This window comes from Salinactinospora qingdaonensis (genome assembly GCF_039539445.1).
GTDB lineage: Bacteria > Actinomycetota > Actinomycetes > Streptosporangiales > Streptosporangiaceae > Salinactinospora > Salinactinospora qingdaonensis.
On sequence record NZ_BAABDD010000006.1, the window covers coordinates 138,114 to 164,868 of the forward strand.

Consider the following 26,755-nt stretch of genomic DNA (forward strand, 5'->3'; position numbering starts at 1 on the left):
CAAAGGCAAACGAAGGCTCACGATAGTCGCGGCTACGTTTTCGGGTAGCTAGAAAGCTTCCCCTGTCACTGCGTGATCAGGGTCAGCCCCTCATATGTGGTGAAGTCCGCGAAGTCCTTGACATTAAGCGTCGCCAGCGGCAGTCCATGCGTGAGCGCGCAGGCCGCCACCCACGTGTCGTTGATCGGACGGGGACGACCACGTCGCGTGGCAGCCGCCGATATCTGGCCCCAGGTAACCGCCACATCCTCGTCATAGGGCAACACGACTACCCCGCCGAGCCAGGTGTTCAGGGCGTCGCGGTTACGGCGCCCCCACTGCCGCAGTTCGGCCCACTGGGTCAGCTCGCCCAGCGTGACAAAGGTGACGCAGGGCTGCTTACCGATCAGCCGGGGCACCAAAGCGGAGGGCAGCCGGCGCTTCAAGCTCAACGAGGACACATCGGTGTCGAGAACGACGTAATCCACAGCGCTCAGGCGATATCGGCGTGACGCATCGCGGCCACGTGCTCAAGGAAGGCGTCCAACTCCTCATCGGTGTCGAACACGCCATCCTGCGCCAAATCCTCCGCCGAGCGGATCGGACGGACCCCCTTGCGCAGGGCCAACTCATCGATCGAAACTCGTTCGGGCTCGGGAAGCCCCTCCGGGCGATCAGCGCTACTGGCCGTCATCGTCACCTCCGTTGATACTGCCTCCAGTATGACACCCCCCACCGCCCTGGCACCGGTGAACACGGCACGCGGGAGCGTGCCCGTTGCGTGCCCGATCTCCGGAGGTTCGGCGGGGAATCGCGGCTACATTTCCGACATCCGCGCAGGTCAGCGGGAATCTCCTCTATCGTCCTCCCAAGCTGATAACGCGGGTTCGATTCCCGTCACCCGCTCTCAGCAGAGAAAGGCCAGGTCAACCGGGGCAACCCGGGACCTGGCCACACTTGTTTCAAGGGGCGCTCACGGCCCCGCGTGCCCGCTGTGTGCCCGTTGCTCAGTCTTCGGTGCCGGCGGAGGACGAACCGTCATCGTCACTGTCGTTGGTGGCGTTGCCGTCGTTGTCACGGCTCTTGCCGAGTTCTTCGGCCGCCCACGTGCGGGAGCGGCCGAGTCGGCTGGTCAGCTTCCGTAGCGAGGACCGGCTTGCGCGGCGTGGATGTTGCCTGGATGCCGGGTATCGGACAGCCGGTTGTCAGCCAAAGAGTCGTCGATAGCGGAGCACCCCTGCTTTTCGCTCACACCCCCACAAGCCGGATGGCTGCCGTTTCCTCCTTGAGGACGCGGAAGGCTTGTTGGCATGCTTCAAACTTCATGCCCATCACTTAATGAATAGGTATGATTACTAAAAGTAATCGTCGTTAGGAGAGTGTGCATGAAGCGCATCCTGCCCGTGGTGATCCTGTCGGCAGCCCTTACAGGGCCTTCCCTGGGTGCCCTCGACCCCGACTGCAACACCTACGGCAAGCAAAGCCAATACAACCCGATCTCCCTCACGCTGTGCCTACCGGATGAGCTGACCAACCCCGCGAGCGACTAGCCGGGCCGGCCGGTGCTACGGACGGGGACGTCGCCGACTTACGGGCAAGCGCGGGGTTTCATATTCATCATCAAAAGGGTTAATAAAAGAATTAATTTAAATACAAATAGTCACGATTCTTGGTTGGAGGAGTGTGCATGAGGCGCATCCTGGCAGTGCTGGCGCTCTCAGCCGCCGCCGTGGGGGTCACGGTGGTACCGGCCGCTGCCGACACCACCGAGCCTGACTGTAAAGAGACCGACGGCAAGCCGATGCTGGCCGCCTCCTGCTTCGCGGGGGACCTCATCGAGCCAGTGGTGGACTGACCGGCTTGAACACCAAGCGCCGGTAAGGGCGTCGCGCCCAGCAAGGTCCTCGGCCGAGGGCCGCGGCTCACCTTGCTGGGCCGCGGCTCACGTTAGGCGTGGCTGGTCGATCGGCCCAATTGCCGTGGTTTATTCGCTCTGTTGGCGGATCGCCGTCTCGATACGCAGGCCGGTGCCCAAAACCGTGAGGCAGAGCACTACGAGTGCTAGCTACGGCTGCGGATCGACAACGTAGACCGCGAAAAGCAGGGCGGCGAAGCCCAGAGCCGCTATGGCTCCGGCCCCGGCCTTCCTAGTGGGCCACGATTCCTGGGCTCTGTTGTTGGTCATCTCGCCCGATTCTGCCGGATAGGTGGGCGTGACGAACGCCGAAGGTGGTCGGCAGCGGGGTTCGGGGGGCTACGCCGGACCGCTTCCCGCAGGGGGCTGCGCTGGACCATCGGGAGGTGGGGCAGGTCCGGCCGAGGTCGAAGAACGGGGCATCCGCAGCAACCGCAGGAAATACTTCTCGGAAAAACCCGCTGCGAAGGCGACGAGATAGACAGTGCCCGGATTGTCGACCTGGAAGATGGTGATGACCTGCCAGGACACAAGGAGTTGCAGCACTAAGGCTGCCATGCCGCCCACCAGCAGGCTCAACGCGAGTTTGAGCATGTCGGTGCGGTAGGTGAGGAGGCTGGTGTAGGCGTCCCTGACGTGTAGCAATCGGCTGAACAGCCCACCCATGGCCCCCACGAGCACGATCGATCCCGCGAGGATGAGCGCCCCCGGGTACGAGGCGCCCCCGGGAAATGGGCTGATCATCGGTGCGACGCCCCATACCAGCAGGATCAGCAGCGAACTGTAGGCGATCAGGTGTTGCAGGCGGCGCACCTGGAGCCCGTCCTCAATGGCCTGGCGCTCGGTGAAGGCGTGGTGGGCCTGGAGCGCGGCTTCCAGGGCCACGCACCGCTGCTCGCGGCTCGCCTTGCTGTCGCTGGCGCTGCGCAGCGCCGTGGTGACCCCTGCCAGAGAAGGCGTGTCCGTGCTGTCGAGGGAGGTCAGGGTGGCGGCGCATCGGGCGGCGAGCTTGTCGTCGGGCAGCAGCCACAGTAGGAGACGGTCGGCGAGGGACAGGTAGGCGGCGATGGCGAGCGTATCGGGGCGCCTGCGGTCCAAGCCGTCGCGGGCCACGTCGAGGCACCTGCGGGTCTGGGCGATGCGCGACCAGGACTGGGGGTGGTCTTCGACGGTGGATTCCACGGCTGACAGGTCGGCCAGGATGCGCCAGTACTCCCCCAGGAGGAGAACGATCCGGGACCTGTCGTAGCGGTTCTGCATCCGGCGGCTACGCGACGGGGTCGGGAGCCTAGTAGCGGTGATCTCGCTCTCGGCCGCAGGCGGTGATGGGGTGGTCGTCACGGGCGCACCACACTTTCGGCGACCTCGATTCCGAAGGTCACGACCAGGGCGAAGGCGAAGATTTCGCCGACTACGGTGAATAGGAGCTGCACCCACGCCATGCGCCGGGTGTGGCGCGCCGAGCGCTCGTAGGCGCGCCGGGCGGGCTCTGCGGGTATGGCGATCCCGCTGAACCGGGCCATTGTTTCGGCGATGTCGAGCAGGACACGGCGGTTGCGCCGGTAGCGCGTGTGTTCAAGCAGCGGCCAAGGGCTGTTGACCACGGCCACGGAGCAGTCGGCGACGGTAGCGAGCACCGGCCCACAGGAGACGGGGTCGTAGCGGCTGGAGTAGTCGGTCCACTCGGCTACGGTCCCTTCGGGCAGGCGCAGCCGCTGTGACCACTGCGCGATCATGGCGGTGATACCGGCCCCGCGCAGTGCCGTCGCTCCCACCGCGCCACTGGCCATGGCGAGCAGGACGAGAAGCTCGGCTCGGCTCTGGGCGGCGCTGGCCTCGGCGGTGAGGCCCCACGGGTCGGTGAGCGCGAGCGTCGGGGAGCGCGCCGCCGTCGCGAAGGCGTCGAGGAAGGGCGGCGTGGAGACGAGCAGCGCAGCGATGTTCAAGGCGAGCATCAGCGTGAAGCCGAGCCCTCCCAGCCAGGCCCGCAGCGCCGACAGCGGGGAGGAGACCTGCCGGAGCGCGTGCAGCAGCCCCAGCCCGGAGCCCAGCGCGAAGAACGTGACGCGGTCCCCGGGAGCCTCCCGCTCCAGCGCGTCCCGAGTCAGCATGCCGCCCTGACTGTGGGCGACGACCAGGGTGCCGGCGCCGGGGGGAAGGTGTGCGCGCAGCCAGCGCAGGTCGCCGCGGATCGTGTCGAGCATGCGCCGCCGCGCGTGGGGTTGGAGGAGGGCGGCGAAGGAGTCGCCCGCCGTGTCGATGACGAGGGCGATGATGGGGGCACGTAGTACCGGGATCGTGCCGAGCACGGCGATGAGCGGGGCGACTGCCAGGACCAGCACCGCGGCGAGCAGCCGGGGCGCGAAGCCGAAGTAGCTGACGGCACCCAGCGCGACGATTCTGGCCGCCTGGACGGGCGAGGGGAAGCGGCCCTCAGGGGGTTGTTGCGAGGGTCGGACGGCGGTGAAGTGCTGCGCCCAGGCCGCTCCCAACTGGACCAGGACCAGCCACCACACAACGCGCCATAGCCACCAGGCGAAACGGATCGGATGGGGCAGTGGGAAACTGCGCGACCAGCACGACTCGGCGAGGAGCCAGTAGGTGACGCGGCTGGCGCCGTCCCCGCTGCGGCTGGTGACTTCCCACAGTTCGTGGCTGGGAACGCCCAGCGGCTCCGGCGGGCGGGGACGGCCCCACAACCGGGCCAGCAGCCACCGCCACGACCTCGCGGGGGAGGGCGGGTGGTGCCGGTAGACCCGGCGCACGTTGCTGATGGTGGGCACCCGCGATACGGGGGGCGTCTCGCCGGCGGTGAGGTCGTTGAACAGCGACAGCAGCGGGCCGGTGTGGCCGGCCAGGGTGCTGCCGGGGCGCTGCGCGCCGATGCCGTGGACGAACAGGGCGACGGCGTCGGGGCGGGGGCCGGCGCTCGGGCAGTCGGGGCACGAGGGCACGGGGGTGGGGGCCGGCTCCTGGGGTCCCATTGGTCACCATCCGGGGCGTGTGAGTGAGCGGGTCAGTTCCGGTGCAGCTCCTGGCCGGTGAGTTGGGCGATGGCGTGGCCGTAGTGGCGGCTGAGGTCGTCGGCGTCGGCGAATTCCCAGACGGTCACCGACTCCAGCGCGGGGTCGTCGGAGACGCCGGGCTGCTGCCAGGGCAGGCGCCACCCCGGGTCGGGAACGGCCCAGTAGACCCGCAGGTAGTCGCTGTCGGCGAAGCGGGCGGCGAGTTCGGCGATCGGGTCTTTGAGTTCGGCGTCGGTGATGACGATGAGGGTCTCGGCGGCGCAGGGCAGGCCGGAGCCGGCGTGGGCGTCGCGCAGTTCCGCCAAAGCGGGCAGGAGGAGGGTGTTTCCGGCGGCGTAGGCTCCGGTGGTCCGACCCGCGGCGAGTTCGGTGATCGGCGTCGGTGCGACAGCGATGCCCGCCTCTTCGGCGAACTCGGCGACGGTGAACACGTCGCCGGGTCGCAGGTTTCGGCCGGCGAACGTCTGGAGTTGGCGCATGGCCGCTTCACGTGCCTGGACGTGGTCACGCATCGACCCGGACATGTCGGCGGCCACGTCGAGGCACACCGGTCCCTGCGCGAGGCGGGGGCCGACCAACTGGTGGCCGTCGAGGCCGGTCTCCTGGGAGTCGTACCAGTCGAGTAGCGGCAGGAGGAGCAGTAGGGCGAGCGCCAGCGGCAGCAGGAAGCCTGCGGCCCGGCGCCATGGGCGGCGGGTGCCGGGCTTGGGGCCGGGTGGCGCGTCGGCTACGGGTGGCTGGTCGGGTGCGAGGCGCTTGCTGGAGAAGCGGGGTGCCCGCACGGGGCGGGGCGACAGTAGCGGGGGTGGTGGCTGCGACGGGTCGTGGCTGGACATGCCGGTTACTCCCGGGGGTGGTCGTCGGGGAAGCGCGCGGGAGTGCCGTTGGTGTCGGGCAGGTCGGCGAGGGCGGACGTTCCCGGAGTTGGACCGTGGCCGTTGGCGGCGACGCGGCCGTTAGCGGTGGGGGCGGCTGCCGTGGCGGTGTCCTCGGCGGGGTAGCCGAGCTTGTCGCGCCAGTCGGGTGGCCGGTAGAAGGCCAGCGCGGTGAGGACCTCACCCAAGGCGGTGCGGAGCGTCTCGGCGGTGGGGAAGTCCAGCAGGCGGGCGTGCTCGCTGTGGATGTGGCGCCAGAGCTGCTCCTCCACGCTGTCGTCGCCGCGCCGCGCGGGTTCGCCGGAGGTGGCGGGCCGGGGGTGTGGCGGTTGCCAGCCGAGAGCCTTGGGGACGGTCGCGCGGTTGTCCGCGATCTCACCGTCGATGGAGGTGTGGTGGTATTCGCTTTCACTGGCGATGTTTTGGGCGATGCCCAGCAGGTGGCGCCAGCGGTCGCCGTGTCGCGCGGCCCGCTTCTCGGCGCGGCGGCGGCTCCAGACCCGCAGCAGGTCGCGCGGGTGGTCGGGGTTGTGCTGGGCGTGGGCGGCGATGGCCATCGCCGGGACCAGGACGAAGATCAGCGAAAGCAGAAAGGCGAGCCCGCCGAGGCCGCTTCCCCCGCCGGCGGCGAGTGCGACGGCGCGAAAGAAGGCCAGGCCGCCGAGGATGCAGGTCGCCGTGCCAGCCAGAAGGAGGCAAAACTTGGACAGCGGCCCCGCGCGGTACCATATGTCGGAGAGGCGTATGGGCCTGGTGACCGGTGGGGTGTCCTCGTCGGTGTCGTCAGTCGCGCCAGGAGCGGTGTTCTTGACCGGGGGTGCGTCGTAGAGGGAGGCGCGCTTGTGGTCGGCGGAGCGCAGCAGCGGGCCGAGCCGCCAGGCCGTCAGCAGTACCAGCAGCGGCGTCAGCAGGGCTTGGGGGAGTAAGGTGAGCCAGTCGAGTGGGGTGTCCAGCGCACCTCCGGTGAGCTGCCAGGCCACGAAGTAGAAGCCGAATTCGGCGACCAGGATGAAAACGTCGATCGGCACCATGGCCCACGTGGGCAGGCCGCCTTTGGGGGCATCGGATGCCGGGGGCGCGGCGACAGTGTCGGATGCGGGGACGCGCCGGGCCGCCGCGGCGAGGGCGCGGATGGCGCCTCGGATGTCGGAGCGACGCTGCCGCACCAGCCGCAGCGGGATGTTTCTCGCCACGCTCATCCGGGAGAACTCGCGGTAGAGCGGCCTGCTCTGGTCGACAGGGTCGGGCCTCTCTGCGGGCTGCGGCCAGTCTAGGCGGGAGCTTTCCTGTTCGCCGGGGCTCTCCGAACGGCCAAGGGAGCGGCCGGGGCGGCGCAGGCGTTGCAGCAGGTTCATGAGTTTCCTCGCACGAAGTCGATCTCGACGCGCCGGTTGTGGATGGCTTTCTCCGGGATCAGCCGCCCCTCGGCGTCGGTGTCGTCGACGCGGGGCTCGCTGCTGCCGCGGCCGATCGTCTCGATGCGCTCGGGGTCGGCGCCCAACTCGGCCAGCCGCTGGGCGACGGCCTCGGCCCGACACAGGGAGAGGTCCTTGCGGTACTCGACGCTTCCCCACGTGGCGGTGTGTCCCACGACCTCGACGCGGCCGGCGGGCTCGTCGGTTAGGCGTTGCAGGACCGGTTCGAGGTGCGGGTCGGTGGCGTCGGTGTCCAGGCGACACGAACCGACGTCGAAGAGCACGTCGGGCAGCACGACGGGTTCGTTCGGCTCTTCGGTGGGACGCTGGGTGGGTCCGCTGTCGCGCATCGGGGAGAAGGAGGCGTCGTCGGGAACGTCGCGGTAGCTCCCCCGCGTCTCGGTGGGTGCGTTGTGGACCGTGACGGTCTCGGCGCCGGCGGCCTCGGCGACGGCCACCCACAGCTCCTCCACCCACCGCTGGTAGGTCACGGGAAGCTCGGGGTGCTCCGGGGCGGTGTCGCCCAGGCCGTAGAAGGTGACCGTGGCGCCGGTCAGGTCGGGCAGTGTCCCGTCCTCGCGGAGCTGGTCGACGACGGTGTCGACCTCCTGGCCTTGGGCCAATAGCCGACGCAGGTCCAGCTCGGGGGTGTTGGCCAGGCCGTTGGAGACGACGGCGACGGTGGCCGGCGGCTGCTCGGGCAGGGACCTGCCGATCTCCTGGAGGGCGCCGAGGAGGTTGGTGTTTTCCGTGCGTGGCCGTACCTGGGCGGCGTACTCCTGGACACAGTCCGCCACCCGCTCGGCTTCGAGGCGGGCTCGCCGCGCATTGGGCGGTTCGGGGTCGGCGGTGTAGTCGGTGTGGACCCAGAAGTGCGCTCCGGTGTCGCCCTGAATGGCGGCGAGGTGGAACACGTCGGGAACCTGGGCCTCGTCGTCGGCGGCGCGGCCGGCCGCCGCCTCGATGTCGGCTGTCAACTCCGAGGGCAGGTCGCGGACGGGCTGGTCGGCGGTGGTGTCGACGGCGATGACGTAGGGCCGCTGCCGGTCGATGGGGTGGGTTCGCAGCGTCTCGCACGGGTCGGCCCAGGGCTGCCAGATCCAAACGACGGCGGCGGCGAGCAGGAGCAGCACGGCGCCGACGACCCAGACGCGGGTCCGCCCGGTGTCGGTGGCCGCATCGGGAGGAAGCGGACGGAGATTCATGTGAGTCCCTCGGGAGTACAGAGCGACGCGGCGTCAGCGGGCGGTGATGTGCCAGGGGCAGGGGGGTGACGGCCGGCGGCGCGCGCTCATACTTTGCTTTAGCTGAGAACTTGTCTCAGCTAAAGGAGTTGAGAAAAATAACTGTAATGCAAGGTAAGGGCGATCTGAGTGAATAATTGGGAGCCATGACGAACCTCGAAGATCGCCTGGCCGCCATTGGCACCACGGCTGCAAGCGCATTCCGGGCGGCGGACTACCGTTCGGTGCGCGCGGAGGACATCGCCGCTCAGGTGCAGGTCAGCGAGGACAGTGCCGACAAGCCGCGCCGCACGGGGCGCAGCGCGGTCTGGCTTTACAACACCGTCAAGAGCCGCCGCGTCCTTGTGGCGTTGGCCGCCTACAGCGCATGGTGTGGCGTTCATCACTTTGAGGGTGAGGCGGCAGGTGAGGCCACGCGGGCACTGTGGACGCTGGGGCAGGCGCGCGAGGCGGTGACCCGGATACTCACCGAGATCGTGGTGTTCCAGCAGCGCGAACGGCACCTGATGACCCAGGTCGGTTCCGGCTTGGGCGACATCGCGACCTCGGAGAAGCGCCAACGCGGCGGCTCGGGGAAGGGATCGGACGAGGGCGACGCATCGGAAACGGCACCGACCTGGCCGGACGGCCCGTGGGGACGGGTGGCCGCCCAAGCATGGCAGGGGTCGCTGGGCGTGTTCGCCGACGCCCTGACCCCGGTGCTGTCGGCCGCCACCGGCGCGGTCACCGAGCCACGGGAGCCTACGGTGACCGCGGGCGCGCGTGTCCTGTCCGACCTGGCGTTTCGGGGGTTCCTGACGGCGCCCGACAGCGCGCCTGAACGGGTGGCGCGGGGACTGACCGCGTTCTGGTTCGAGCACGAACTGGTCGCCACCGCCGGCGAATGGGTCCGCGAACTCGACTCGGCCGAGCAGGCGTTGGCGGCCACGACTAAACGGGGCACGGACCCGCGCGCCGAAGCCGCGGGCCGGGCGGTGCTGATCCGGGTACTGCTGGAGGCGGGGACGCTGCACAGGCGCGGCGTCACCGAAGGGCGGCGCCTGTTGGCCACGCTCGACGAACTGGTGACGGAGAACCCCGCGCCCGGCGTGGAGAGCCCCTGGGACCGCAGGCGGGTCGACCAGGAGGCCCGCGGTGACGCGGCCGGCCGGCTGGGCCTGTCGCTGCTTCGGTGGGGGGATCTGCGGGCCGCCGAGGAGGCCTACCTGACGTCGCGGGCCGTGGCCGAACGCGACCTGGACGGCTCCCCTTCCCGGCTGGCCCGCGCCGACACCAACCTCTGCGACGTGTGGGCACAGACAGGTGAGACCGCCAAGGCCCGCACCGGGATCGAGCGGGCTGTCGAGATGCGCCGCGACCTGCTGGCCAACGCCACCGATCCGGAGGCGGCGTGGCGACGGCTCAGCCTGACCGAAGCGGCGCGGGTGCGCGTGGCAATCCACTCGGGACAGCCCACAACCGCCGTCGACCTGGCCGAGCGCCTCCTGGCCGACCGCCGCAGCAGGATCGCCGCCGAGGGTGGCCCCAACATGGCCGAAGCGCGGCTGCTGCTGGCCGAAGCGCTCCTGACGGCCGGTCAACCCGCGGCGGCGCGGTTCCAGGTGGAACAGGCCGAGCGCATGGCCGGCGGACCCGACGCCCCCGCCGGCTACCGCGCGCAGTCGACGGTGGTGCTGCGAGCGCGCATCGCGATGGCGGCGGGAGAGCACACAACAGCGTTGGACCTGCTGGAGCACAGCTCGGTGACATCGGACTGGTTCGCCGAACAGGTCTCGTTTCGCCTGGGGTTCACGGCGCGGCGGCTGCGCGGCGGCTGCCTGGTCGAACTGGGCGAGGCCGCGACCGCTCACGACCGTTTCGAGGCCGATATCGCGCACCTTCGCCAGGGGCACGGACTGGCCGACACCGACCCCTTGCTGCTGGCCTACCTGCACGACACGGCGACGGCGCTGCTCGCAACAGCATCGCCGGAGCGAGCCCGGCAGGCGGCGGGAGCGGCGTGGTCGGCCGCGGCCGACCGCGAAGACCCCTGGCGGGCGGCCACCCTGGTCGTGGCCGCCCGGTGCGCCGACGCGCTGGGCGAGCGCGCCGACGCGCTGGAGATGCTGCATAGCGCGCACGGGGTCACCGAGTTCGGGGTGGCTGCCTTTCACCCCGTGCTGCTGGAGGCTCGTTACCACGAGGCGCGGCTGTGCGAGGACAGGGCGAGGGTCGCCGCGCTCCTGGCGCCACTACTCGACCGTAAGCCGCTGGCGCACGGCTATCCCGCCCTCGGCGAGGGCCACCGGCTGTTACGGGACGCCCAAGTCCTCGCCGACGAGCGGGGACTTTCCCGGCGGGCGGACGACGACGTCGCCTGGCAGGACCTGTGATCCGCCGGGCGCGCGGGGCGGGTCCGATCGGGGCGAACCGCTGCCAACAACCGGCCACGGACGCCGCGAGGGGAACGGGGATGAGCGGGTGGCGGAAACCACGGGCGGCGAGCCGGAAGGGTCCGGCCACGTAGGCGGCGGCCAAGGTCGGCAGCTCGGTGAACTCCGGCACGGCCAGTTCCCCGGCCTCGGCCATGGCCGCCGAGTCGGGGGCGGCCCGGCGGCCCCACCGCGCCAGCCCGGGCAGTCGGGCCAGGCGTTCGACCGCGGCCCGGCGCAGGAACGCCCGCTGGGCCGCGGTGATCCCCGGCAGCGCTCCGGCCAGCCCCGCCAGTTCCACGGTCATGGCCAGTGCCTCGGCCACGAGCAGGCCAGTGCCGAATTGCAGCGCGCACGCCGTCGGCGCGTCGGTGCACCGCAGTAGCCAGACCAGGTGGTCCAGATGCGTGGCCGAGTGCAGGCCGTGCATCATCGCCGCCGCCACCGGAGTGTGGCGCTGCGGCGTGAAGACGAGGAACGCCCGGCCCTGCCCGAGGAACCAGCCGCGCCAGAGCAGCCCCGGCTCAGCGGACAGCTCGCGGCAGGGATGGCCGCCGACCCCCGCGGGACGGAGGGGGCTGAGCCGGTCCATGAGGGCGGCCACGTCGGCGGCGGCCACCGACTGGGGATCGTGGTCAGGCGCGGCGAGCACCGGTGCGCTGTCGACGAGGGCGGCGAACCGGGTGGCGGCTGCGAGCAGGCCGGGCGACACCTCCTCGCGATGTTCGCGCCGGCGCTCCCGCTGCCGCGCTGCCACAGGGTAGCCCGACGGGAGTGGCCCGCACAGGGCGCGTGCCCGCCGGAGGCGCCGGACGAAACGCTCGGGGACGGCGGGCAGCCGCGTGGTCGCCCGGTCGACATGGCGCACGAGGGCACGGTCGCGGGTCATGGCCGCCTGCACGAGAAGCTCGGCCAGGCCACGGGCTCGCCACGCGGCGGCCTCGCCCGCCTGCGCGGGCACGGCCATCGCCAGCGCCACCGTCTGTGCCGCGGTGGGCGCCGGCCCGGACGGTGTCCGGGCCGGTGCCTGCGGCTGATGCGCCCTCACCAGTCCACCACGCGAATCCGCAACAGCCGACGGTTGGGGTCGTCGAAGGTGGTCCGACCGTGCAGGACACGCCTGTTGTCGCAGATCAGCACCGCGTCGGCGGGCAGGTGCACCTGGGTGAGCAGCGGGTGGGACTCGACGTGCCGGGCGAAACGCTGGGCGTGCTCGCGCAGCGTGCCACCGACCCGCAGGTTGTCCAGCCGCCACCGGATGGTGCCGTCGCGGTGGAGAACAGGGTGGTGGCCTTCGGGGGTGCCGCCGAAGACCGCGGGTGGGTTCCACTGCCACTGCGGCGCCTGGAGTGAGGTCAACAGCTCGGGGGGCAGGCTCGCGGCGACGTGCTGGGCCGGCAGCAGCCGGGTGGCGCCGCCGTCGACGGCCGGGCGGACGCAGCAGAGCAGGAAACGCGGTTCGGGCACGCGCCGGTAGGCCGCGTCGGTGTGGAGCAGGGCATCGCCCGAGCGCTGACTGAACGTCGCCTCCTGCGCGGTCGTGGCCGGCTGCACGGGCCAGATCGCGGTGCCGCCGTCGCGCGCTGAGGGGCGCCCGAAGGCGGAGGCGATCATCGCCACGCGGGAGTGGTCGACCGACCTGCCGTCGGTGAACCCCGCCCCCGGCAGCAGGGCCCAGCCGTTCTCGGCGAGCAGCGTGCGTGCCTGTGCGATATCGCCCGCTTCAAAACCAGAATTCGGGCGAGCGGGAAAGGTCATTGTTGCCTCCGCGGCTCGGAAAAGGTGATCGTCGTATCGCCGCACCATGCGGGCACTGTTGCTGCCCGGCGGGGCGACGACATCCAGCCAAGCGGGGACACGCACATCTCCCAAGGGCATTTGCCCCGCTCACCGCAGCGCAGCAACAGGAATTTCCGATTTCGCGACGGCAAGGGCAATTGTCCTTGTTGGATTGTGAGGGGCGAGGCGAGTGTGTGGCGCATCGCTGTTTCCCCCACGAGACGAGGACGACATGGCCTTACCGCGCGATCTGCTGTTGGACGACCGGGAGTTGGCCAGATCCGTGATCCGGCGGCTGGTCGGCAATCTGGAATGGGTGGCGTTGCTGTTACAGACCAGCGAACTCGTCAAGACCGCGCTTCTCGACAAGGTGACGGAGAATGGGCAACTGGTGCTGTTCGGGCTGGCCGGCGTGCATGCGGCGGCGGCGCTGGCGGCCTACCGCTATGAAGGCCCCTTCGCCAACGGCGGTCCGTGGCCGGTGCTGTGGTTCGGCGCGACGCTGTGCATGCCGCTGGTCATGGCCCATCTCGTGGGGGCGTGGGAGTACGGGGCCAGCCCGACGTGCGTGCAGTTGTGCGGGTACCCCATCGCCCCGCTCGTGGTCTTCTCGTTCTTTCCGTGGTGGCCGGGCGAACCGCGATGGGGCGGCGGGGTGGATCTGCGGCGTGTCGTGGCGGGCGCGGTCGTGACGGCGATCCTGGTGGAGCCGCTGCTACTCGTGCTCTACCTACACCGAGATCCCGGCTTCGACAACTATCTGGGGGTCGCCATGTCGGCGCTGATCTGCTTGTTCAGTTTCATCGCAGGTAAAGCGGTAGGGCGTATCTGCCACACAGCAGTGGACAGCCAGAATCAACTGAAAAACGAGAGTTTCGGGCATTTCTACGATTTCTTGCACTCCGAGCTTAAAAACCGGTTACTGTTGGCTCGCACCGAGTTGGACGACCTCAACCAGGTCCGGGCCCGGCTCGATCAGATGAACGAGGTGATCGCGCAGGGGCGCACCGAGATGCTGCTGGCCGCCAGCCGGGTGCCGCTGGCCCACATCGTCAGCCGACGCCTGGAGATGTTCGAGAGCACGCTCGCCATCAGCGGCAGCGCGCGCGTGGGCGAGACGACGGTGGGCACCACCGTGGCCAGGGTGCTCGATCAGGCGTTGTCGGACTTGTTGAGCAACAGCGTGGCCCACGCCGGATCGGTGCGCGTGGACTGCACGGTGCACGGCGAGGGGTGGGTGCGGTTGGAGATCGTCGACGACGGTCCCGGGTTCGCGGCCACCGTCCTCGACGACGAGTCCACGAGCCTGCACCGGCTGCGACGAGCGGCCCGCGAACTCGGCGGGGACCTCACCCACACTCCGCCCGCCACCGGCGGCGCCGGCCTCACGTTGGAGCTGCCGCTGCGATCGCGCCACCGCCGCAGGAGGAGCCGATGACCGTGCGGCTCCTCATCGTCGAGGATGACGAGCAGTTGGGCGGGATGTGCGCGCGCGAGTTGTCCCGTGAACCGTACCTGCTGGCGGTCGAGTCGGTCTCCGACCCCCGCCGCGCCGTGGAGATGCTGGCCACGGACGCCTTCGACGCCGTCGTGGTCGACCTCGTGTACACGCCTCTCGTCGAGGCGTTGGACACCTACCGTTCGACGCATGCCCTGCGCCCCATGGACCGGTTCCCCCTCGTCAGCGGCTTGGCGGTGGCAGCGGCGGCGCAGGAGACGCGCACCGGGGTGGTCGTGTGGACCTCCATCGACCTGAACCGACGCCTGCACCTGGTCTTCGCCTACGAAGAACTGGGGGTGCGCGCGTTTTGCTCCAAACGGGCCGGAGGCGGCGAACTCCGTCCCCTCTACGAGGCGGTCTCGGCCGCCGCGCGGGGGCGCCCCTACAGCGAAGCCGTCATGGACCCCTACCTGCCGGCGCCCGGCGCGATCCCGCTGGGGCAGATGCTGTTCGGAGAGCAGTCCCACCGCCCGATCTGGCGCGCGCTGGCCCTGGGGCACCACACCTCCCAGGAGGTCGCGGCCGTCACCGGTTACAAGCAAAAAACCGTCCGCAACCTCACCCCGGCCATGTACCGGACACTACAGGACATGGACCACGGCATCCGGGCGCGCGGCAAGACGCAGGCGGAACTGGTCCGCTACGCCACCGACAACAGGTACTTCTTCCTCGATGAGACGGTTCGAGAGTTCTACCCCTGACGAGCCGCGACGGCGCCGGGGACGCGCATGGGCTACCGGGCTGGCCTTCCTCGCCGTGGCGGGCGCCGTGGCCGCGCTGGCGCTGACTCTGCCCGAGCCCGCGCCGGTGCCCATCCACGGCCGACTCCGGTGCGCATCGACAGCCCCCGTCGTCGGCATCTGGGTGGAATCCAGCGCGGGCGGCAACGGGTGGGCGCAGTGGCGCGTCCGCGAAGGCGACCCCTCGCAGGTGTCGTTCGACTACGAACTGCGCCGCCGAGGTGCCTACACCCTGCATGTGGGCTGCGGCGGCACCCGCACCGACTGGGCCGCCACCACCCGCTCCCCGGTGGTGTCACGCGCTCGCGTCGACATGGTCTGTCACGACGAGCACCCCGACCGGCGGTGCGTGCCCGCCGGGTGAGCCATCGGTGGTGGTCTCCTCACAAGAGACGTCGGTGCTCATGAGTGCCTTGTGTGTGCTCGCGCGGGGACGGCGAGGCGCCCGTACAGATGTCGGGGAGGCGACGCAACGGAGTGGGACGCGCGGTGCAGGTCTTCCTGCCTCGCCCGGCCTCGGAACGCAAGCGTTCCCGTCGCCGGGATGCCGCTCCCCGCAGTCGTCTCCTCCTGTTAGGAGGTCCGCCCTGGTTCCCCAGAGCCGGAACATGTGATACTCGTGTTTGTTTTGCCCACTGTCGTTCCCCCTGTATCGCCGGTTGACCGCGGCACCACGGCCTGACCGGCCGGCGGTACCTCCCACCGAGATGGCAGGCTTTCGCGATGAAACCGCTCGTAGCCGGGGGTGCGGGTGTCATCGGCCCGTACCCCGCAGACGCGCCGCTCGTTGCGCCCCGCGGCCGGACCGACGCGGTCTCGGCCCTCCTCGCAGCCAAGCCGGCGCCGCCCGTCGGGCGCGCGACGGTCCGGAACCGGGTGAGGCCGCTGCCCTGCCATGACGGGAGTGCGCGGTGAGCGGGGCGGGCGACGCGGCGGCGCGACGCTGGCTGGTGTTGGGGGCCTCCGGGCTGCTGGGCGGCGAGGTCGTCGCGGAACTGGCCGGCCGCCATGTCACCACCGCCACCAGCAGCGAGGTCGACGTGCGTGACGCCGCGACCGTGGCCGCGGCCGTCGCCGACCACGACGTGGTCGTCAACTGTGCCGGCTACACCGCCGTCGACGACGCCGAGTCCGACGAGGAGACGGCCTTCGCCGTCAACGCCGAAGGGGCCGCCAACGTGGCGCGCGCCTGCGCGGCATCGGGCGTGCGCCTGGTGCACGTTTCGACCGGCTACGTGTTCGCCGGCGAGGCGACCATGGCCTACCGGGAGAACGCCGGCACCCGGCCACGCACCGCCTACGGTCGCAGCAAGGAGGCCGGAGAGCGGGCGGTGCTCGGCCTGCTCGGCGGGACCGCCTACGTGGTGCGCACAGCCTGGCTCTACGGCGAGCGGGGCTCGTGCTTTTCCCGCACGATGCTGCGAATGGAACGCTCCCGCCCCACGATCAACGTCGTCGACGACCAGTGGGGGCAGCCCACCTGGAACCGGGATGTGGCCACGCGAATCCGTGGCTTGGTGGAGAGCGGGGCGCCTCCCGGGATCTACCACGCCACCGCGGCCGGGGAGACCACCTGGTACGGGTTTGCCCGTGCTCTGTTCGAGGAGATCGGCGCCGATCCGGGGCGGATCAGCCCCACCACGAGCGCCGCGTTCCCGCGGCCCGCCGCGCGCCCGGCCTACACGGTGCTGGCTCATGGCAACTGGGAGCGGACCCGACTGCCCTCCCCCACGGGCTGGCGGGAGATGCTGGCCGCCGCGGCGACCCACGGTGTGTTCGCCGCAGCAGAAGACGGGTGAGCGGGCGTGCTGTGGAGCGGCTCCGCGCCAAAAACGCCGCGCGCAGGGCTGAAGGGTTGCGGTTGCGGAGGCGGCAAGCGGCACCGTTCGCTCGCACCTCGATCGCTGCGCGATCTCGGCAGCCTGGGGAGGCGGTGGGTTGCGCAGGCGTGGGGGTCGGTGCTGTGGACTGGGGGTGTCGCTTGCGACGTGGGGCGGCGACGGCGGCTGGTGGGTGGGATGGAGTCTGCTGGTCGGTGTCTGTGGCCCGTGATCGCGACGAGGATGCCTCTTCGGCGGTCCTTGGCCGCGAGGACCGCCGAAGAGGCATCCTCGTCGCGATCACGGCATCATCGGGCGCGACACCCGGCCCCACCGTGTCCGGTGCCCCCGGCGACCCGCCGCCCGACCGGCACCTTCACCACCGCTGCCCCTCTCCGCCTCTCGCAACCAGCGGTAACCCCAGCACACAGCACCGACACCCGCACTCCTCAATTCAGCACCACCTCCAAGCTGCCAAGATCGCGCAGCGATCGAGGTACGGGCGACACGAAACACCCCCACCCACCGGCCGCCCCTCGCCGCTCCTCGTCACCGAGGCCCCCAGCGCACAGCACCGATACCCGCGCTCCCTCGGACCGCCGGCCGGCCCCGGTCGGCGGTAATGACGGGGGGCTCTCCACCCCGCCATCGCCGCCTGGGAGCGCCCCCCTCTCAGCGCTCCGAGGCGGCTCGGCGGGGTGGAGAGCCCACGGGCGAACAGCCCGTGGGTGAGGAGGGCCCACCCGCTGCCGTCCTTCAGCGGGTGGGCCGTTTTTCATGCGCTGGCGCCGGCGTTGACCAGCCAACCGCCGTCAACGACGATGGTCTGGCCGGTGATGTAGTCGGATGCCTCCGACGACAGCAGCACGGCGGCTCCAGCGAGGTCGCGGGGCGTGCCGGGGCGGCCCTGCGGGATGACGCTGACGGCGCTGTCGTAGAGCTCGGGGTCGGAGAAGACGGCGTCGGTCATAGCGGTCCAGAATCGGCCGGGCGCGATGGCGTTGACCTGGATGTTGTAAGGGGCCCACTCCACGGCGAAGGCACGGGTCATCTGCCGCAGCCCGCCCTTGCTCATGGCGTAGAGCGCAATGTTGGGCAACACCACCTCCGAGGACAGCGAACCGAGGTTGACGATCTTGCCTCCCCCGCTGTCGCGCATGGTCTCGGCGGCCCGCTGGCAGGCGAAGAAAGCGCCCTTGAGGTTGACCGACATGACGCTGTCCCAGTCGGCCTCGGTGTAGGTCAGCGCGGGCTGCCTGATGTTGAGTCCGGCGGCGTTGACGAGGACGTCGAGCCGGCCGAAGTGCTCGGTGGCCGAGCGGACCATGGCGTCGACGCTGTCGAGGTCGGTGACGTCGGTAGCCAGGGCCACGGCCTTGCGGCCGGCATCCTGGACGAGCCCGGTGGCTTCGGTGAGGTCGGCCGCGGAGCGGGCCGCGAGAGCGATGTCGGCGCCGGCGTGGGCCAGCGCGAGGGCCACGCCCAACCCGAGGCCGCGGCTGGCCCCGGTGACCAGGGCGACCTGGCCGTCCAGGCGCAGGCTGGGCATGGTGAACTCGTCGTCGCGGGGGCGCCGGCGAGTCATGTCGGCTCCGCCTGGCTCGGCACAGTCGCCTCCCCCAGGGCGGGATCGGCGGCTTCGGCGGCTTCGTCGAGCCCCTCGTAGTGGTCCTTGCCGAGGGTGAAACCGCCGTCGACGGTGAGCTCGGAGCCGGTGATGTAGTCGGCCTGTGGGCTGGCGAGGAAGCGCACCGCGGCGGCGACGTCGCGGGGGTGGCCCAGCCGCCCCCACGGGACGGTGGCGGCACCGGCCGCGTGGATCTCGGCCTCGGTGTAGTGGCCCCGCTCGCCCGGGGTGTCGATCCAGCCGGGGTTGACCATGTTGACGTTGATGCGGCGCGAGGTCAGTTCGGCGGCCAGGGTGCGGCCGAAGTGGTTCACGGCGGCCTTGGCCATGTTGTAGGCGGCGCTGCCACCGATGGGCAGGAAGGCGCGCACCGAGCTGACGATGATGATCTTGCCGCGGGATTCCCCGATGGGAGACTGGCGGTCCATCTGGCGCGCGGCCTGCTGGCAGGCGTAGAAGACACCGAGCTGCATCACGTCGATGGTGCGCTTGACCCCTTCGGGGGAGGCGGTGAGGACGGGCTCGCGCACGGAGTGGGCCTGGCTGGTGACCAGGACGTCGAGGCGGCCGAAGTTGGCCACGGCGGCGTCGACCATGACGCCGGCGCTGTCGGGCTCGGCGACATCGGCGGGGACAATCACCGCTTTGCGGCCCAGAGCGCGGATGCCTTCGGCGGTCTCTTTGGCGGCCGTGTCCTCGGTGAGGTCGTTGATGATCACGTGGGCACCGGAGGCGGCGAGCGCGATGGCGGCGCTCCGGCCGATCCCGCGCCCCGCCCCGGTGACGAGGGCGACCCTCTCGCTGTCGTCGGTCACCGGCTGGCTCCCTTCAGCATGTGTGTGTCGGCGACGTCGCGTAGCGCGCCGTCGATGGCGGTCAGGACCCGATCGAAGTCGGCGTCGGTGTGGACGCTGGAGAATCCGTGGTGGGCGGCGGGATGAACGTAGACGCCGCGGCGGATGCAGCCGGCGACGAAGGTCGCCAGCATCGCGGGGTCCTGCTGGGCGGCGTCGCGGTAGTTGCGCACCGGTTCGGTGCGGCCGAAGTACAGGCCGAAGCGGGCGCCGACGTGCTGTAGCCGCACCGGCACGTCGCTGGCGTCGATGAGGGATTGGAAGTCGGCGTAGAACCGCGCGCCGCGGGCGGTCAACTGCGAGTAGAACTCGGGGGCGCGGTACTGTTCGACGGCGGCTTGGGCGGCGAGCACGCTGGTGCTGTGGGCCAGGTAGGTGCCGCTCATCTCGCTCTCGCCCACGGGACGCAGGTGCGACATGACGGCGCGGGTGCCCACGAGCGCACTCAGCGGCATGCCACCGCCGATGGCCTTACCTAACACGCACAGGTCGGGGGTGACCCCCAGATGGCCTTGGGCACCGCCCAGCGCCATGCGGAACGCCGTCAGCACTTCGTCGAAGAACAGCAGCGCACCGTGCTGGTCGCACAGCCGGCGGCACAGTTCGACGAAACCCGGCTCAGGGGGGATCGTGCCGCTGTCGTAGTTGATGGGCTCCATGAACAGCGCGGCGACCTCGTCACCGCGTTCGGCGAACGCGGTTGTGAGAGCGTCGGCGTCGTTGAACGGCAGGATGACCAGTTCCGGCGTGGGGTCCTCGGCCATCCCGGCGGACTCGGGGTAGGGGCGGGGGCGCTCGGCCGGACCGGCCTGGTCCAGGGGCGGGGCGACGCTGTAGTTGAGCGCGTCGGAGTAGCCGTTGAAGTGGCCCTCGAACTTGATGATGGTGCGCCGCCCGGTGGCGGTGCGCGCCAGCCGCAGCGCGTGCATGACGGTTTCGGTTCCGGTGCCGGCGAAGCGCACCATCTCCGCGCACGGGATGACCTCGGTCAGGGTTTCGGCAAGCTGGGCCTGGTGCTCGTTTTCGTAGGCGCAGATGATGCCCATGTCGAGCGCTTTGGCGACCGCGGCCGTGATGGCGGGGTGGTTGTGGCCCAGCAGGGAGGCGCCGTGAGAGACGCACATATCGACGTAGTCTTGGCCGTCGAGATCGTAGACGCGCGCGCCCTCGCCGCGGCTGATGTACAACGGGTGTCCCAGAGCGGGGTTGGCGCGGGCGGTGGCCGACACGCCGCCGGGCAGAACCCGTCGGGCGCTCTGGTAGTGGGCGTTGACCTTCATCGGAATGACTCCTCGCACAGATGTGGCGGCGCCGGTCAGGTTGCGGGTTCGCGTGGTGTGGCGGGGGCAGCCAGGTCGGGCCACGGCTCCGGGCGGGCGGGGGTTCCCACGTGGACGACCACGCCTTCCCAGGCCGCCAGGTGCAGGCTGGTGCCCGAGATGGGGCCGCGTTCGGGCAGGTCGGTCCGGGTGGACAGCAGGACGCGGGCCGGTGGCCGCGGGTTCAGCGACAGCTCGGTCTCGCGGTCGGTGAGGTTGAGGGCGACCAGCATGGACTCATCGGGGGTCTCGCGCAGGTAGGCGAAGCAGCCGTCAGGAGCGGCGATGGAGCGGTATTCACCGCCGACAAGAGCGCGGGAGCTGCGGCGTAGCGTGAGCAGCCGGCGGTACAGCGTCAGCGGCGAAGCGGGGTCTTGGGCTTGCGCGGCGACGTGGTGCTGCCGGTTGGGTCCCAGCGGCAGCCATGGTTCGACCGTGGAGAAGCCGGCGTGGTGGCCGCCGTCCCAGGGCATGGGCGAGCGGGCGGGGTCGCGGCCCGATCCCGGCTGGCGGTCCTCCCATGGATCTTGGATCTGTTCGGGGGGAACGGTGACGTTGGTCATGCCCAACTCGTCGCCGTAGTACAGCGTGGGTGTGCCGCGCAGGGTCAGCAGGAGCAGCGCGGCCAGGCGGGCGCCGTGTTCGCCGAATCGGGAGGCGATACGGGGCAGGTCGTGGTTGCCCAGCGTGTAGTTGGGCCAGTGCTGGCCGATTTTGGTGTCGTACTCGTCGATGTAGCTGCGCAGCGCTTCGGCGGTGAAGGGCAGCGGCACCAGTCCGAAGTTGAAGGGCAGGTGGAGCTCGTCGTCGTCGCCGAAGTAGGTGAGCTGGTCGGCGAGCGGAGTGTGGAAGTCCAGCTCACCGATGGCGACGCGATCACCGTAGGAGTCGATGAGGGCCCGTAGCTCCTTGATGGCGCCGTGGCAGTCGGGGTGGTTGCTGCTGTAGATGTGCTGGTTCTGGTACCAACTGGAGTACCAGGGCTTGTCGGGGCTGGGGTCGTAGTCGAGGTTGGGGGGCTCGTCGCGGAAGTCGGCGTCTTTGACGAGGAAATCGACCATGTCGATGCGGAAGCCGTCGACGCCGCGATCCAGCCAGAACCGGACGACGTCGTGCACGGCCTCACGCACTTGCGGCTCGCGCCAGTTCAGGTCGGGTTGGAACGGCAGGAACGAGTGCAGGTAGTACTGGCCGGTGTGCTCGTCGAAGCTCCAGGCGCTGCCGCCGGTGACGCTCTGCCAGTTGTTGGGCGCTCCGCCGTCGGGTGCGGGGTCGCGCCAGATGTACCAGTTGCGGTAGGGGTCCTCTCGGGATGAGCGGGAGCGCTGGAACCAGGGGTGTTCGGCGCTGGTGTGGTTGATCACCAGGTCGAGGACGACCCGCAGCCCGCGCCCGTGCGCCTCCTTGAGGAGCTGATCCATGTCGGCCAGGGTTCCCAGTGCGGGATGGACGTCGCACAGGTCGGTGACGTCGTAGCCGGAGTCGCGCATGGGCGAGGGGTACAGCGGCGACAGCCAGATCACGTCGACTCCCAGCCACTCCAGGTAGGGCAGCCGCTGGATGACGCCCTGAACGTCGCCGACGCCGTCGCCTGAGGCGTCGGCGAAGCTGCGCAGAAAGACTTCGTAGATCACGCCCGTCTGCCACCAGCGCATCGAAGCCCCCTCTCCGTTAATCGATTAACCAGTTAATCGATTAACAACGGTAGCGTGGCAACGTGGTGGAAGCAACGGATTCGGGCCGGCCAAGTCGAACCAAGGTGACACTGGCCGATCTCGCGCGGGCCACGGGAGTGTCGACCGCGACGGTCTCGAACGCCTACAACCGTCCTGAGAAACTCTCAGCCGGCCTGCGGCAGCGCATCCTCGACACGGCGCGCAGTCTGGGCTACCCGGGCCCCGACCCCACCGCGCGGGGGCTGCGCCGCGGACACACCGGCACGCTCGGTGTGCTCTACGCCGATCGGCTGTCCTACGCTTTCGCCGACCCCGGTTACGTGCTGTTCCTGCGGGGGGTTTCGGCGGCGGCCGAGACCGCGGGGCTGGCGTTGACGCTGGTGCCCGCCGGCCCGCGCGACCGCCGCTCGGCCAGCGCAATCGACACCATCGCCGTCGACGGCTTCATCATCTACTCCATGGCGCCCGACGACCCGCTGGTTTCAGCCGCCGTCGAGCGCCGGTTGCCTATCGTGGTCACCGACCAGCCACGCCTGGAGACGGCGCCCTTCGTGGGGATCGACGACGCCTCGGCGGCTCGCTCGGCCGCCGAACACCTCCTCGGCCTGGGACACCGCCGTCTCGGGGTGATCAGCCTCGAATTGGGGGTCACCGGGCAGGGCGGCCTCGCCGACGCCGAACGGCTGCGTGCCGCGACCTCTCCCATGGTGCGCGCCCGATTGCAGGGCTACGGCGATGCCGCCACCTCCGCGGGGCTGTCCTGGCCCCGCGACGTCCCCGTCTACGAGTGTGCCGAGAACCTTCCTGAGGAGGGGGAACGGGCGGCTCGGGCGCTGCTGTCAGCGCCCGAGCCGCCCTCCGCGCTGCTGGCCATGAGTGATCAGCTCGCGCTGGGCGTCCTCGACGCCGCCGCCGGCCTGGGGCTCGCGGTGCCCGATGATCTGTCGCTGGTGGGCTTTGACGACACCACATGGGCGGAGCGAGCGGCCGACGTCGCGCTCACCACGGTGCGCCAACCCCACTTCGACAAAGGGCGCTACGCCGGCGAGGCGCTGATCGCGTCGTTGGCCGGACAGCCGGTCGAGCCCCGGCAGCTCCTCCCCACCGAGCTGGTGGCGCGTGCCACGACCCAGGCGCCGCGCGCGATCTCGCCTCCCGTGCGCGGGTGACCCACCTCCGGTGACCTCGGCATTCTCGGCCAGCGGGAGCACTCACCCGCTCGTGGCCTGCCGCCCAGGGGCCACGGGCCGGAGGTGGCGACAACCGCTCCCGATCACCGGCCGTGGGAGGCGGCCCCACCAACAGCGGCCACTATCCGCAGGTTTTTTGCCACCCGTGGGCGGGTCCTGGGGTGCAGTGTGGGCTGGGTTTGAGGGAGGCGTGTGGTGTTTCCCCGTCACTCGTGCCTCGATCGCTACGCGATCTCGGCAGCCTAGGAACGCACTGCGCCACACAATGATCACCCCACCCCCAGAGAAAACACCACCCCAACCGCCACACGACCTCAACAACCGAGGAACGCACCCCGCCACACAATGATCACCCCACCCCCAGAGAAAACACCACCCCAACCGCCACACGACCTCAACAACCGAGGAACGCACCCCGCCACACAATGATCACCCCACCCCCAGAGAAAACACCACCCGTTGTTGTGTCCCGAGCTATAGCAGTGTCCCTTCATTCGCGCTCGGCGGTGGCCTGCATTGTTTGAGGGATCGCCTCAACCACCGCGCCCCTCATCGCTCACGCCGCCTGAACCACCGCGCCCCCTTAGGCTGCTGAGATCGCGCAGCGATCGAGGCGCGAGCGAACGACGTCCATCACCACTCCCGGCTTGACACCCCCATGGAAACCCCTCTGGAGCCACCGAACGCGCCGCTTCCCACACGCGCCGCCGTCCCCGGTGAGGACCGGGGACGGCGGGGAGGGGGCTGGGCGGGTTCAGGATCGGCGCAGCCGGCGGCTGAGCACGAACGTGGCGACCATGAGACAGAGCGTGACTAGCATGGCCACGCGCAGGTCGCTCAGCTCGGCGATGCCGCCTATGACGGGTGGGCCGACGAGAAACCCCGTGTAGCCCACGGCGGAGACCGCTGCGATGGCCGAGCCGGGGTGCTTGGGGTTGTGCTGGGCGGTGTAGCTGAAGATCACCGGGATGACGGCGGCCAACCCCAGCCCAAGGAGGGCGTACCCGGCCAGCCCCGCGTAGGGGGACGGGAACCCGACGAAGACCGCGGTACCGGTGGCGCCGGTGACGGCGCAGGCCAGCAGGAAGCGAACCGTGCCGGTGCGGGCCCGAATCCGGTCGGCGGCCAGCCGACCGGCCACCATCCCGGCAGAGAACACGGCGAACCCGGCGGCGGCCGTGCTGGCGGCAGCGCCGGTGATGTCACGCAGGTAGACGGCCCCCCAATCGTTCATCACCCCTTCCCCCATCAGAGCGCAAAAAGCGATCAGCCCGCAGACCCACAGGCCGCGCTTGGGCAGCGCCAGCAGCGGTGCCCCGGAGGTGGTGCGAGCGCCGGTGGTCTCCGGCAGTAGCGCGACGACGGCCGTGCCGTAGGCAAGGGCGAGCACGAGGCTCGTGGCCAGGAAGTGCGGCCCCACAGGCACGTGGGCGACCGCGCTGCCCACCACGGCGCCGCAGATCCCTCCGAAACTGAACAAGGCGTGGAAGGTCCCCATCATGGCGCGCCGGTAGCAGCGTTCGACCAGCACGCCCTGGGTGTTCATGGCTACGTCGATACAGGTGTTGCCGCAAGCGAAGGTCGCGAGGAGAGCGGTCAGGGCCGCAAGGTTGGGGGCGACCGCCAGGAGCGGCAGCGCCCCTAAGTAGAGGGTGGCGCCCCCCAGCAACGTCAGCCGGCTACCGAACCGGGCGACGATTCCCCCCACGATCGGGAGAGCGACGAGCGCGCCGGAGCTGAGGCCGATAAGCGCGATCGCTAGCTCACCGGCCGACAGCCCCAGATTGTCGCGAACGGCGGGCACGCGGGCGGCCCACGTGGCGAAGACTGTGCCGGTACAGAAGAAGATTACGGAGACAGCACCTCGCGCCGCTCTCAGGCGTGTCCTTGAGTGGGGTGAGGCCGGCAGCGTTTGGGTACTGCGGTCACCGGTGTCGTGTGCGGGTTCCGAGTCGCTTTCCAGCATGGCTTCTCCCCGTTCGCGTGCAGATCCGCGCCCGTCGAATGGCTCGACGGCCGCTTGGTCGGGGCGCCGCGGCGGTCACCTGGTGCTTCGCGCTAGGTGACCGCCGCGGCGCTGTTAGCCCTGCCGAGCGTGCTGGGCCCGGGCCAGGGTGATGAGTTCGTCACGTTCCTCCACGAGGACCTTGTGGAAGACGTCGGCGAAGGCGCGCATCGTCTGGAGGTCGTTGGGGGGACCCAGTGAGCTGAAGCTCTGCCCCAGGACCAGGCGCCGGCGGCAGATCTCGCTTGCGACCGGATAACGCTGAGGGTCGTAGCTGTGGCCAGGGCGAGCGTGGCCGCACGACCACGGGCACCCGCGGCCGTAGCCGCGCATCTCCTGGAACAGGGTCTGCGCGGGGACCGGCTGGTGCTGCCAACGCATGATGCCCAGCCCTTCAGCCTTGACGGCTTGCTCTACGGCGTCGCGGAAGGACTCCACCGGTAGGTCGTCGATCTCCAAATCCTCGGGCTGGACGAGGAGGGGGTAGAAGAAGTACACGTGGGTGCGGTCGTCGGGCACGGCCGGCGGGCGAACGCCCGGCAGGTCGGACAGGATCTTCGACAGTGCGGCGCCGTTGGCCTGGCGTACCTGCGACATGTGTTCCAACCGGCGCAACTGGGAGCGGGTGAACGCCGCCGCGAGAACGTCGATGCGGTAGTTCCACCCCATGATCCGGGCGTTGTAGTCGCGCCCCTGGTGGGGGATCTCCTCTCCGAACATGAGCACTCGACGGGCGAGCCGGTGTTGATCGGCGTCCCAGGTGGCGAAGAGCCCCCCTTCCCCCAGAGCCGAGAGGCACTTCGAACCGTTGAGGCTGGCGCCGCTCATGTCGGCCAGCGCCCCGGCTGGTTTGCCTTGGTAGAAGGCACCGTGGGACTGGGCGGCGTCCTCGATGAGGGTGAGCCCGTGCCGGTCGGCGATCTCGCGGAGTTGAGCGTAGTCGGCCGGCAGTCCATTGAGGTCGACGGCGACGATGGCGCGGGTGCGGTCGGTGATGTGCTCGGCGACTTTGGCCGGGTCGATGTTGAAGGTTTCATAGTCGGTGTCGACGAACACCGGAATGGCGTTGGCCTGTAGTACACACGAGGCAGACGCAAGGAAAGTGTCGGAAGGGACGATCACCTCGTCTCCGGGTTCGACTCCGGCCGCGGAAATCGCCATGTGCAGCGCCGCGGTACCGGAATTCGCAGCCAGGACATGCGGCATGCCGATAAATTCGGCCCACGCTTCCTCTAACTCCGTAACGGGGTCCATCGGCCAATGCCATGGGACCGCTTTATCGATGGCGTTCGACACCGCTTCGCGGTCCTCTTCGGTCACGTAGGGCCACGGGGCCACGGTTCCTTCTGAAATTACGGGCTTCCCGCCGTTAACCGCCA

The 26,755-nt window shown here is 70.1% G+C and carries 22 protein-coding genes; 8 read left to right on the top strand and 14 right to left on the bottom strand.

The window, feature by feature from the left end; genetic code table 11:
• Positions 1-65 precede the first annotated feature (65 nt).
• Positions 66-467 (bottom strand): type II toxin-antitoxin system VapC family toxin, encoded by a 402-nt coding sequence (locus tag ABD848_RS08585; RefSeq protein WP_344969362.1) that lies wholly within the window; start codon positions 465-467, stop codon positions 66-68.
• Between the two features lie 5 nt (positions 468-472).
• Positions 473-673 (bottom strand): hypothetical protein, encoded by a 201-nt coding sequence (locus ABD848_RS08590; RefSeq protein ID WP_344969364.1) that lies wholly within the window; start codon positions 671-673, stop codon positions 473-475.
• Between the two features lie 691 nt (positions 674-1,364).
• Between ABD848_RS08590 and ABD848_RS08595 the strand changes: the two genes are divergently transcribed.
• On the top strand, positions 1,365-1,529 hold the full coding sequence (locus tag ABD848_RS08595; RefSeq protein ID WP_344969366.1) for a hypothetical protein: 165 nt from the start codon (positions 1,365-1,367) through the stop codon (positions 1,527-1,529).
• A 137-nt stretch (positions 1,530-1,666) separates the two neighbouring features.
• Complete coding sequence (locus ABD848_RS08600) at positions 1,667-1,834, top strand: hypothetical protein (protein ID WP_344969368.1); 168 nt, start codon at positions 1,667-1,669, stop codon at positions 1,832-1,834.
• A gap of 399 nt (positions 1,835-2,233) precedes the next feature.
• Here the strand turns inward: ABD848_RS08600 and ABD848_RS08605 are convergent, their stop codons facing one another.
• Genes ABD848_RS08605 through ABD848_RS08625 form a run of 5 tightly spaced genes read right to left on the bottom strand, consistent with a single transcriptional unit; the run spans position 2,234 to position 8,415 of the window.
• Positions 2,234-3,235 (bottom strand): hypothetical protein, encoded by a 1,002-nt coding sequence (locus ABD848_RS08605; protein ID WP_344969370.1) that lies wholly within the window; start codon positions 3,233-3,235, stop codon positions 2,234-2,236.
• Complete coding sequence (locus ABD848_RS08610; RefSeq protein WP_344969372.1) at positions 3,232-4,878, bottom strand: hypothetical protein; 1,647 nt, start codon at positions 4,876-4,878, stop codon at positions 3,232-3,234. Before ABD848_RS08610 ends, ABD848_RS08605 begins: the two co-directional genes overlap by 4 nt.
• A gap of 32 nt (positions 4,879-4,910) precedes the next feature.
• Positions 4,911-5,756: a vWA domain-containing protein gene (locus ABD848_RS08615; protein ID WP_344969374.1), complete on the bottom strand. Its 846-nt coding sequence runs from the start codon at positions 5,754-5,756 to the stop codon at positions 4,911-4,913.
• A gap of 5 nt (positions 5,757-5,761) precedes the next feature.
• Complete coding sequence (locus tag ABD848_RS08620) at positions 5,762-7,150, bottom strand: hypothetical protein (RefSeq protein ID WP_344969376.1); 1,389 nt, start codon at positions 7,148-7,150, stop codon at positions 5,762-5,764.
• Positions 7,147-8,415 (bottom strand): OmpA family protein, encoded by a 1,269-nt coding sequence (locus ABD848_RS08625; protein ID WP_344969378.1) that lies wholly within the window; start codon positions 8,413-8,415, stop codon positions 7,147-7,149. The genes ABD848_RS08620 and ABD848_RS08625 overlap by 4 nt, the downstream gene beginning before the upstream one ends.
• 185 nt (positions 8,416-8,600) lie before the next feature.
• Here ABD848_RS08625 and ABD848_RS08630 point away from each other — a divergent pair, with 185 nt between their 5' ends.
• The gene (locus tag ABD848_RS08630) at positions 8,601-10,826 is read left to right on the top strand and encodes a hypothetical protein (protein WP_344969380.1); all 2,226 of its coding nucleotides are present in this window, start codon (positions 8,601-8,603) and stop codon (positions 10,824-10,826) included.
• Between the two features lie 1,083 nt (positions 10,827-11,909).
• Here ABD848_RS08630 and ABD848_RS08635 read toward each other — a convergent pair.
• Positions 11,910-12,623: a TauD/TfdA family dioxygenase gene (locus ABD848_RS08635; RefSeq protein WP_344969382.1), complete on the bottom strand. Its 714-nt coding sequence runs from the start codon at positions 12,621-12,623 to the stop codon at positions 11,910-11,912.
• 253 nt (positions 12,624-12,876) lie between these two features.
• On the opposite strand from ABD848_RS08635, the gene ABD848_RS08640 reads away from it, so the two are divergent.
• The 4 genes from ABD848_RS08640 (at position 12,877) to rfbD (ending at position 16,684) form a co-directional block, all read left to right on the top strand.
• Positions 12,877-14,082, top strand: coding sequence for an ATP-binding protein (locus ABD848_RS08640; RefSeq protein WP_344969384.1), 1,206 nt, complete (start codon positions 12,877-12,879; stop codon positions 14,080-14,082).
• Positions 14,079-14,846, top strand: a complete 768-nt coding sequence (locus ABD848_RS08645; RefSeq protein WP_344969386.1) for a hypothetical protein — start codon at positions 14,079-14,081, stop codon at positions 14,844-14,846. Before ABD848_RS08640 ends, ABD848_RS08645 begins: the two co-directional genes overlap by 4 nt.
• Positions 14,818-15,249, top strand: coding sequence for a hypothetical protein (locus ABD848_RS08650; RefSeq protein WP_344969388.1), 432 nt, complete (start codon positions 14,818-14,820; stop codon positions 15,247-15,249). Before ABD848_RS08645 ends, ABD848_RS08650 begins: the two co-directional genes overlap by 29 nt.
• 547 nt (positions 15,250-15,796) lie before the next feature.
• Positions 15,797-16,684, top strand: coding sequence for a dTDP-4-dehydrorhamnose reductase (gene rfbD / locus ABD848_RS08655; RefSeq protein WP_344969390.1), 888 nt, complete (start codon positions 15,797-15,799; stop codon positions 16,682-16,684).
• 796 nt (positions 16,685-17,480) lie between these two features.
• Here rfbD and ABD848_RS08660 read toward each other — a convergent pair.
• Genes ABD848_RS08660 through ABD848_RS08675 form a run of 4 tightly spaced genes read right to left on the bottom strand, consistent with a single transcriptional unit; the run spans position 17,481 to position 22,160 of the window.
• Positions 17,481-18,290, bottom strand: coding sequence for an SDR family NAD(P)-dependent oxidoreductase (locus ABD848_RS08660; RefSeq protein ID WP_344969392.1), 810 nt, complete (start codon positions 18,288-18,290; stop codon positions 17,481-17,483).
• A complete protein-coding gene (locus tag ABD848_RS08665) occupies positions 18,287-19,147 on the bottom strand; it encodes an SDR family NAD(P)-dependent oxidoreductase (RefSeq protein ID WP_344969394.1) in 861 nt (286 codons plus the stop codon). Before ABD848_RS08665 ends, ABD848_RS08660 begins: the two co-directional genes overlap by 4 nt.
• Positions 19,144-20,466 (bottom strand): aspartate aminotransferase family protein, encoded by a 1,323-nt coding sequence (locus tag ABD848_RS08670; protein WP_344969396.1) that lies wholly within the window; start codon positions 20,464-20,466, stop codon positions 19,144-19,146. The genes ABD848_RS08665 and ABD848_RS08670 overlap by 4 nt, the downstream gene beginning before the upstream one ends.
• A 35-nt stretch (positions 20,467-20,501) precedes the next feature.
• Positions 20,502-22,160: an alpha-amylase family glycosyl hydrolase gene (locus tag ABD848_RS08675; protein WP_344969398.1), complete on the bottom strand. Its 1,659-nt coding sequence runs from the start codon at positions 22,158-22,160 to the stop codon at positions 20,502-20,504.
• A gap of 62 nt (positions 22,161-22,222) precedes the next feature.
• On the opposite strand from ABD848_RS08675, the gene ABD848_RS08680 reads away from it, so the two are divergent.
• On the top strand, positions 22,223-23,350 hold the full coding sequence (locus tag ABD848_RS08680) for a LacI family DNA-binding transcriptional regulator (RefSeq protein ID WP_344969400.1): 1,128 nt from the start codon (positions 22,223-22,225) through the stop codon (positions 23,348-23,350).
• A 775-nt stretch (positions 23,351-24,125) separates the two neighbouring features.
• Here the strand turns inward: ABD848_RS08680 and ABD848_RS08685 are convergent.
• Positions 24,126-25,337 (bottom strand): MFS transporter, encoded by a 1,212-nt coding sequence (locus tag ABD848_RS08685; protein WP_344969403.1) that lies wholly within the window; start codon positions 25,335-25,337, stop codon positions 24,126-24,128.
• Positions 25,338-25,451: 114 nt separating this feature from the next.
• A complete protein-coding gene (locus tag ABD848_RS08690) occupies positions 25,452-26,714 on the bottom strand; it encodes a DegT/DnrJ/EryC1/StrS family aminotransferase (protein ID WP_344969404.1) in 1,263 nt (420 codons plus the stop codon).
• Positions 26,715-26,755: the final 41 nt, after the last annotated feature.

Excerpts from the sequence above, each read along its gene's own strand:
- ABD848_RS08590 (WP_344969364.1), bottom strand. The coding sequence starts at position 673 with ATGACGGCCAGTAGCGCTGATCGCCCGGAGGGGCTTCCCGAGCCCGAA.
- ABD848_RS08595 (WP_344969366.1), top strand. The coding sequence starts at position 1,365 with ATGAAGCGCATCCTGCCCGTGGTGATCCTGTCGGCAGCCCTTACAGGG.
- ABD848_RS08600 (WP_344969368.1), top strand. The coding sequence starts at position 1,667 with ATGAGGCGCATCCTGGCAGTGCTGGCGCTCTCAGCCGCCGCCGTGGGG.
- ABD848_RS08610 (WP_344969372.1), bottom strand. The coding sequence starts at position 4,878 with ATGGGACCCCAGGAGCCGGCCCCCACCCCCGTGCCCTCGTGCCCCGAC.
- ABD848_RS08615 (WP_344969374.1), bottom strand. The coding sequence starts at position 5,756 with ATGTCCAGCCACGACCCGTCGCAGCCACCACCCCCGCTACTGTCGCCC.
- ABD848_RS08620 (WP_344969376.1), bottom strand. The coding sequence starts at position 7,150 with ATGAACCTGCTGCAACGCCTGCGCCGCCCCGGCCGCTCCCTTGGCCGT.
- ABD848_RS08625 (WP_344969378.1), bottom strand. The coding sequence starts at position 8,415 with ATGAATCTCCGTCCGCTTCCTCCCGATGCGGCCACCGACACCGGGCGG.
- ABD848_RS08630 (WP_344969380.1), top strand. The coding sequence starts at position 8,601 with ATGACGAACCTCGAAGATCGCCTGGCCGCCATTGGCACCACGGCTGCA.
- ABD848_RS08635 (WP_344969382.1), bottom strand. The coding sequence starts at position 12,623 with ATGACCTTTCCCGCTCGCCCGAATTCTGGTTTTGAAGCGGGCGATATC.
- ABD848_RS08640 (WP_344969384.1), top strand. The coding sequence starts at position 12,877 with ATGGCCTTACCGCGCGATCTGCTGTTGGACGACCGGGAGTTGGCCAGA.
- ABD848_RS08645 (WP_344969386.1), top strand. The coding sequence starts at position 14,079 with ATGACCGTGCGGCTCCTCATCGTCGAGGATGACGAGCAGTTGGGCGGG.
- ABD848_RS08650 (WP_344969388.1), top strand. The coding sequence starts at position 14,818 with ATGAGACGGTTCGAGAGTTCTACCCCTGACGAGCCGCGACGGCGCCGG.
- ABD848_RS08660 (WP_344969392.1), bottom strand. The coding sequence starts at position 18,290 with ATGACTCGCCGGCGCCCCCGCGACGACGAGTTCACCATGCCCAGCCTG.
- ABD848_RS08670 (WP_344969396.1), bottom strand. The coding sequence starts at position 20,466 with ATGAAGGTCAACGCCCACTACCAGAGCGCCCGACGGGTTCTGCCCGGC.
- ABD848_RS08675 (WP_344969398.1), bottom strand. The coding sequence starts at position 22,160 with ATGCGCTGGTGGCAGACGGGCGTGATCTACGAAGTCTTTCTGCGCAGC.
- ABD848_RS08685 (WP_344969403.1), bottom strand. The coding sequence starts at position 25,337 with ATGCTGGAAAGCGACTCGGAACCCGCACACGACACCGGTGACCGCAGT.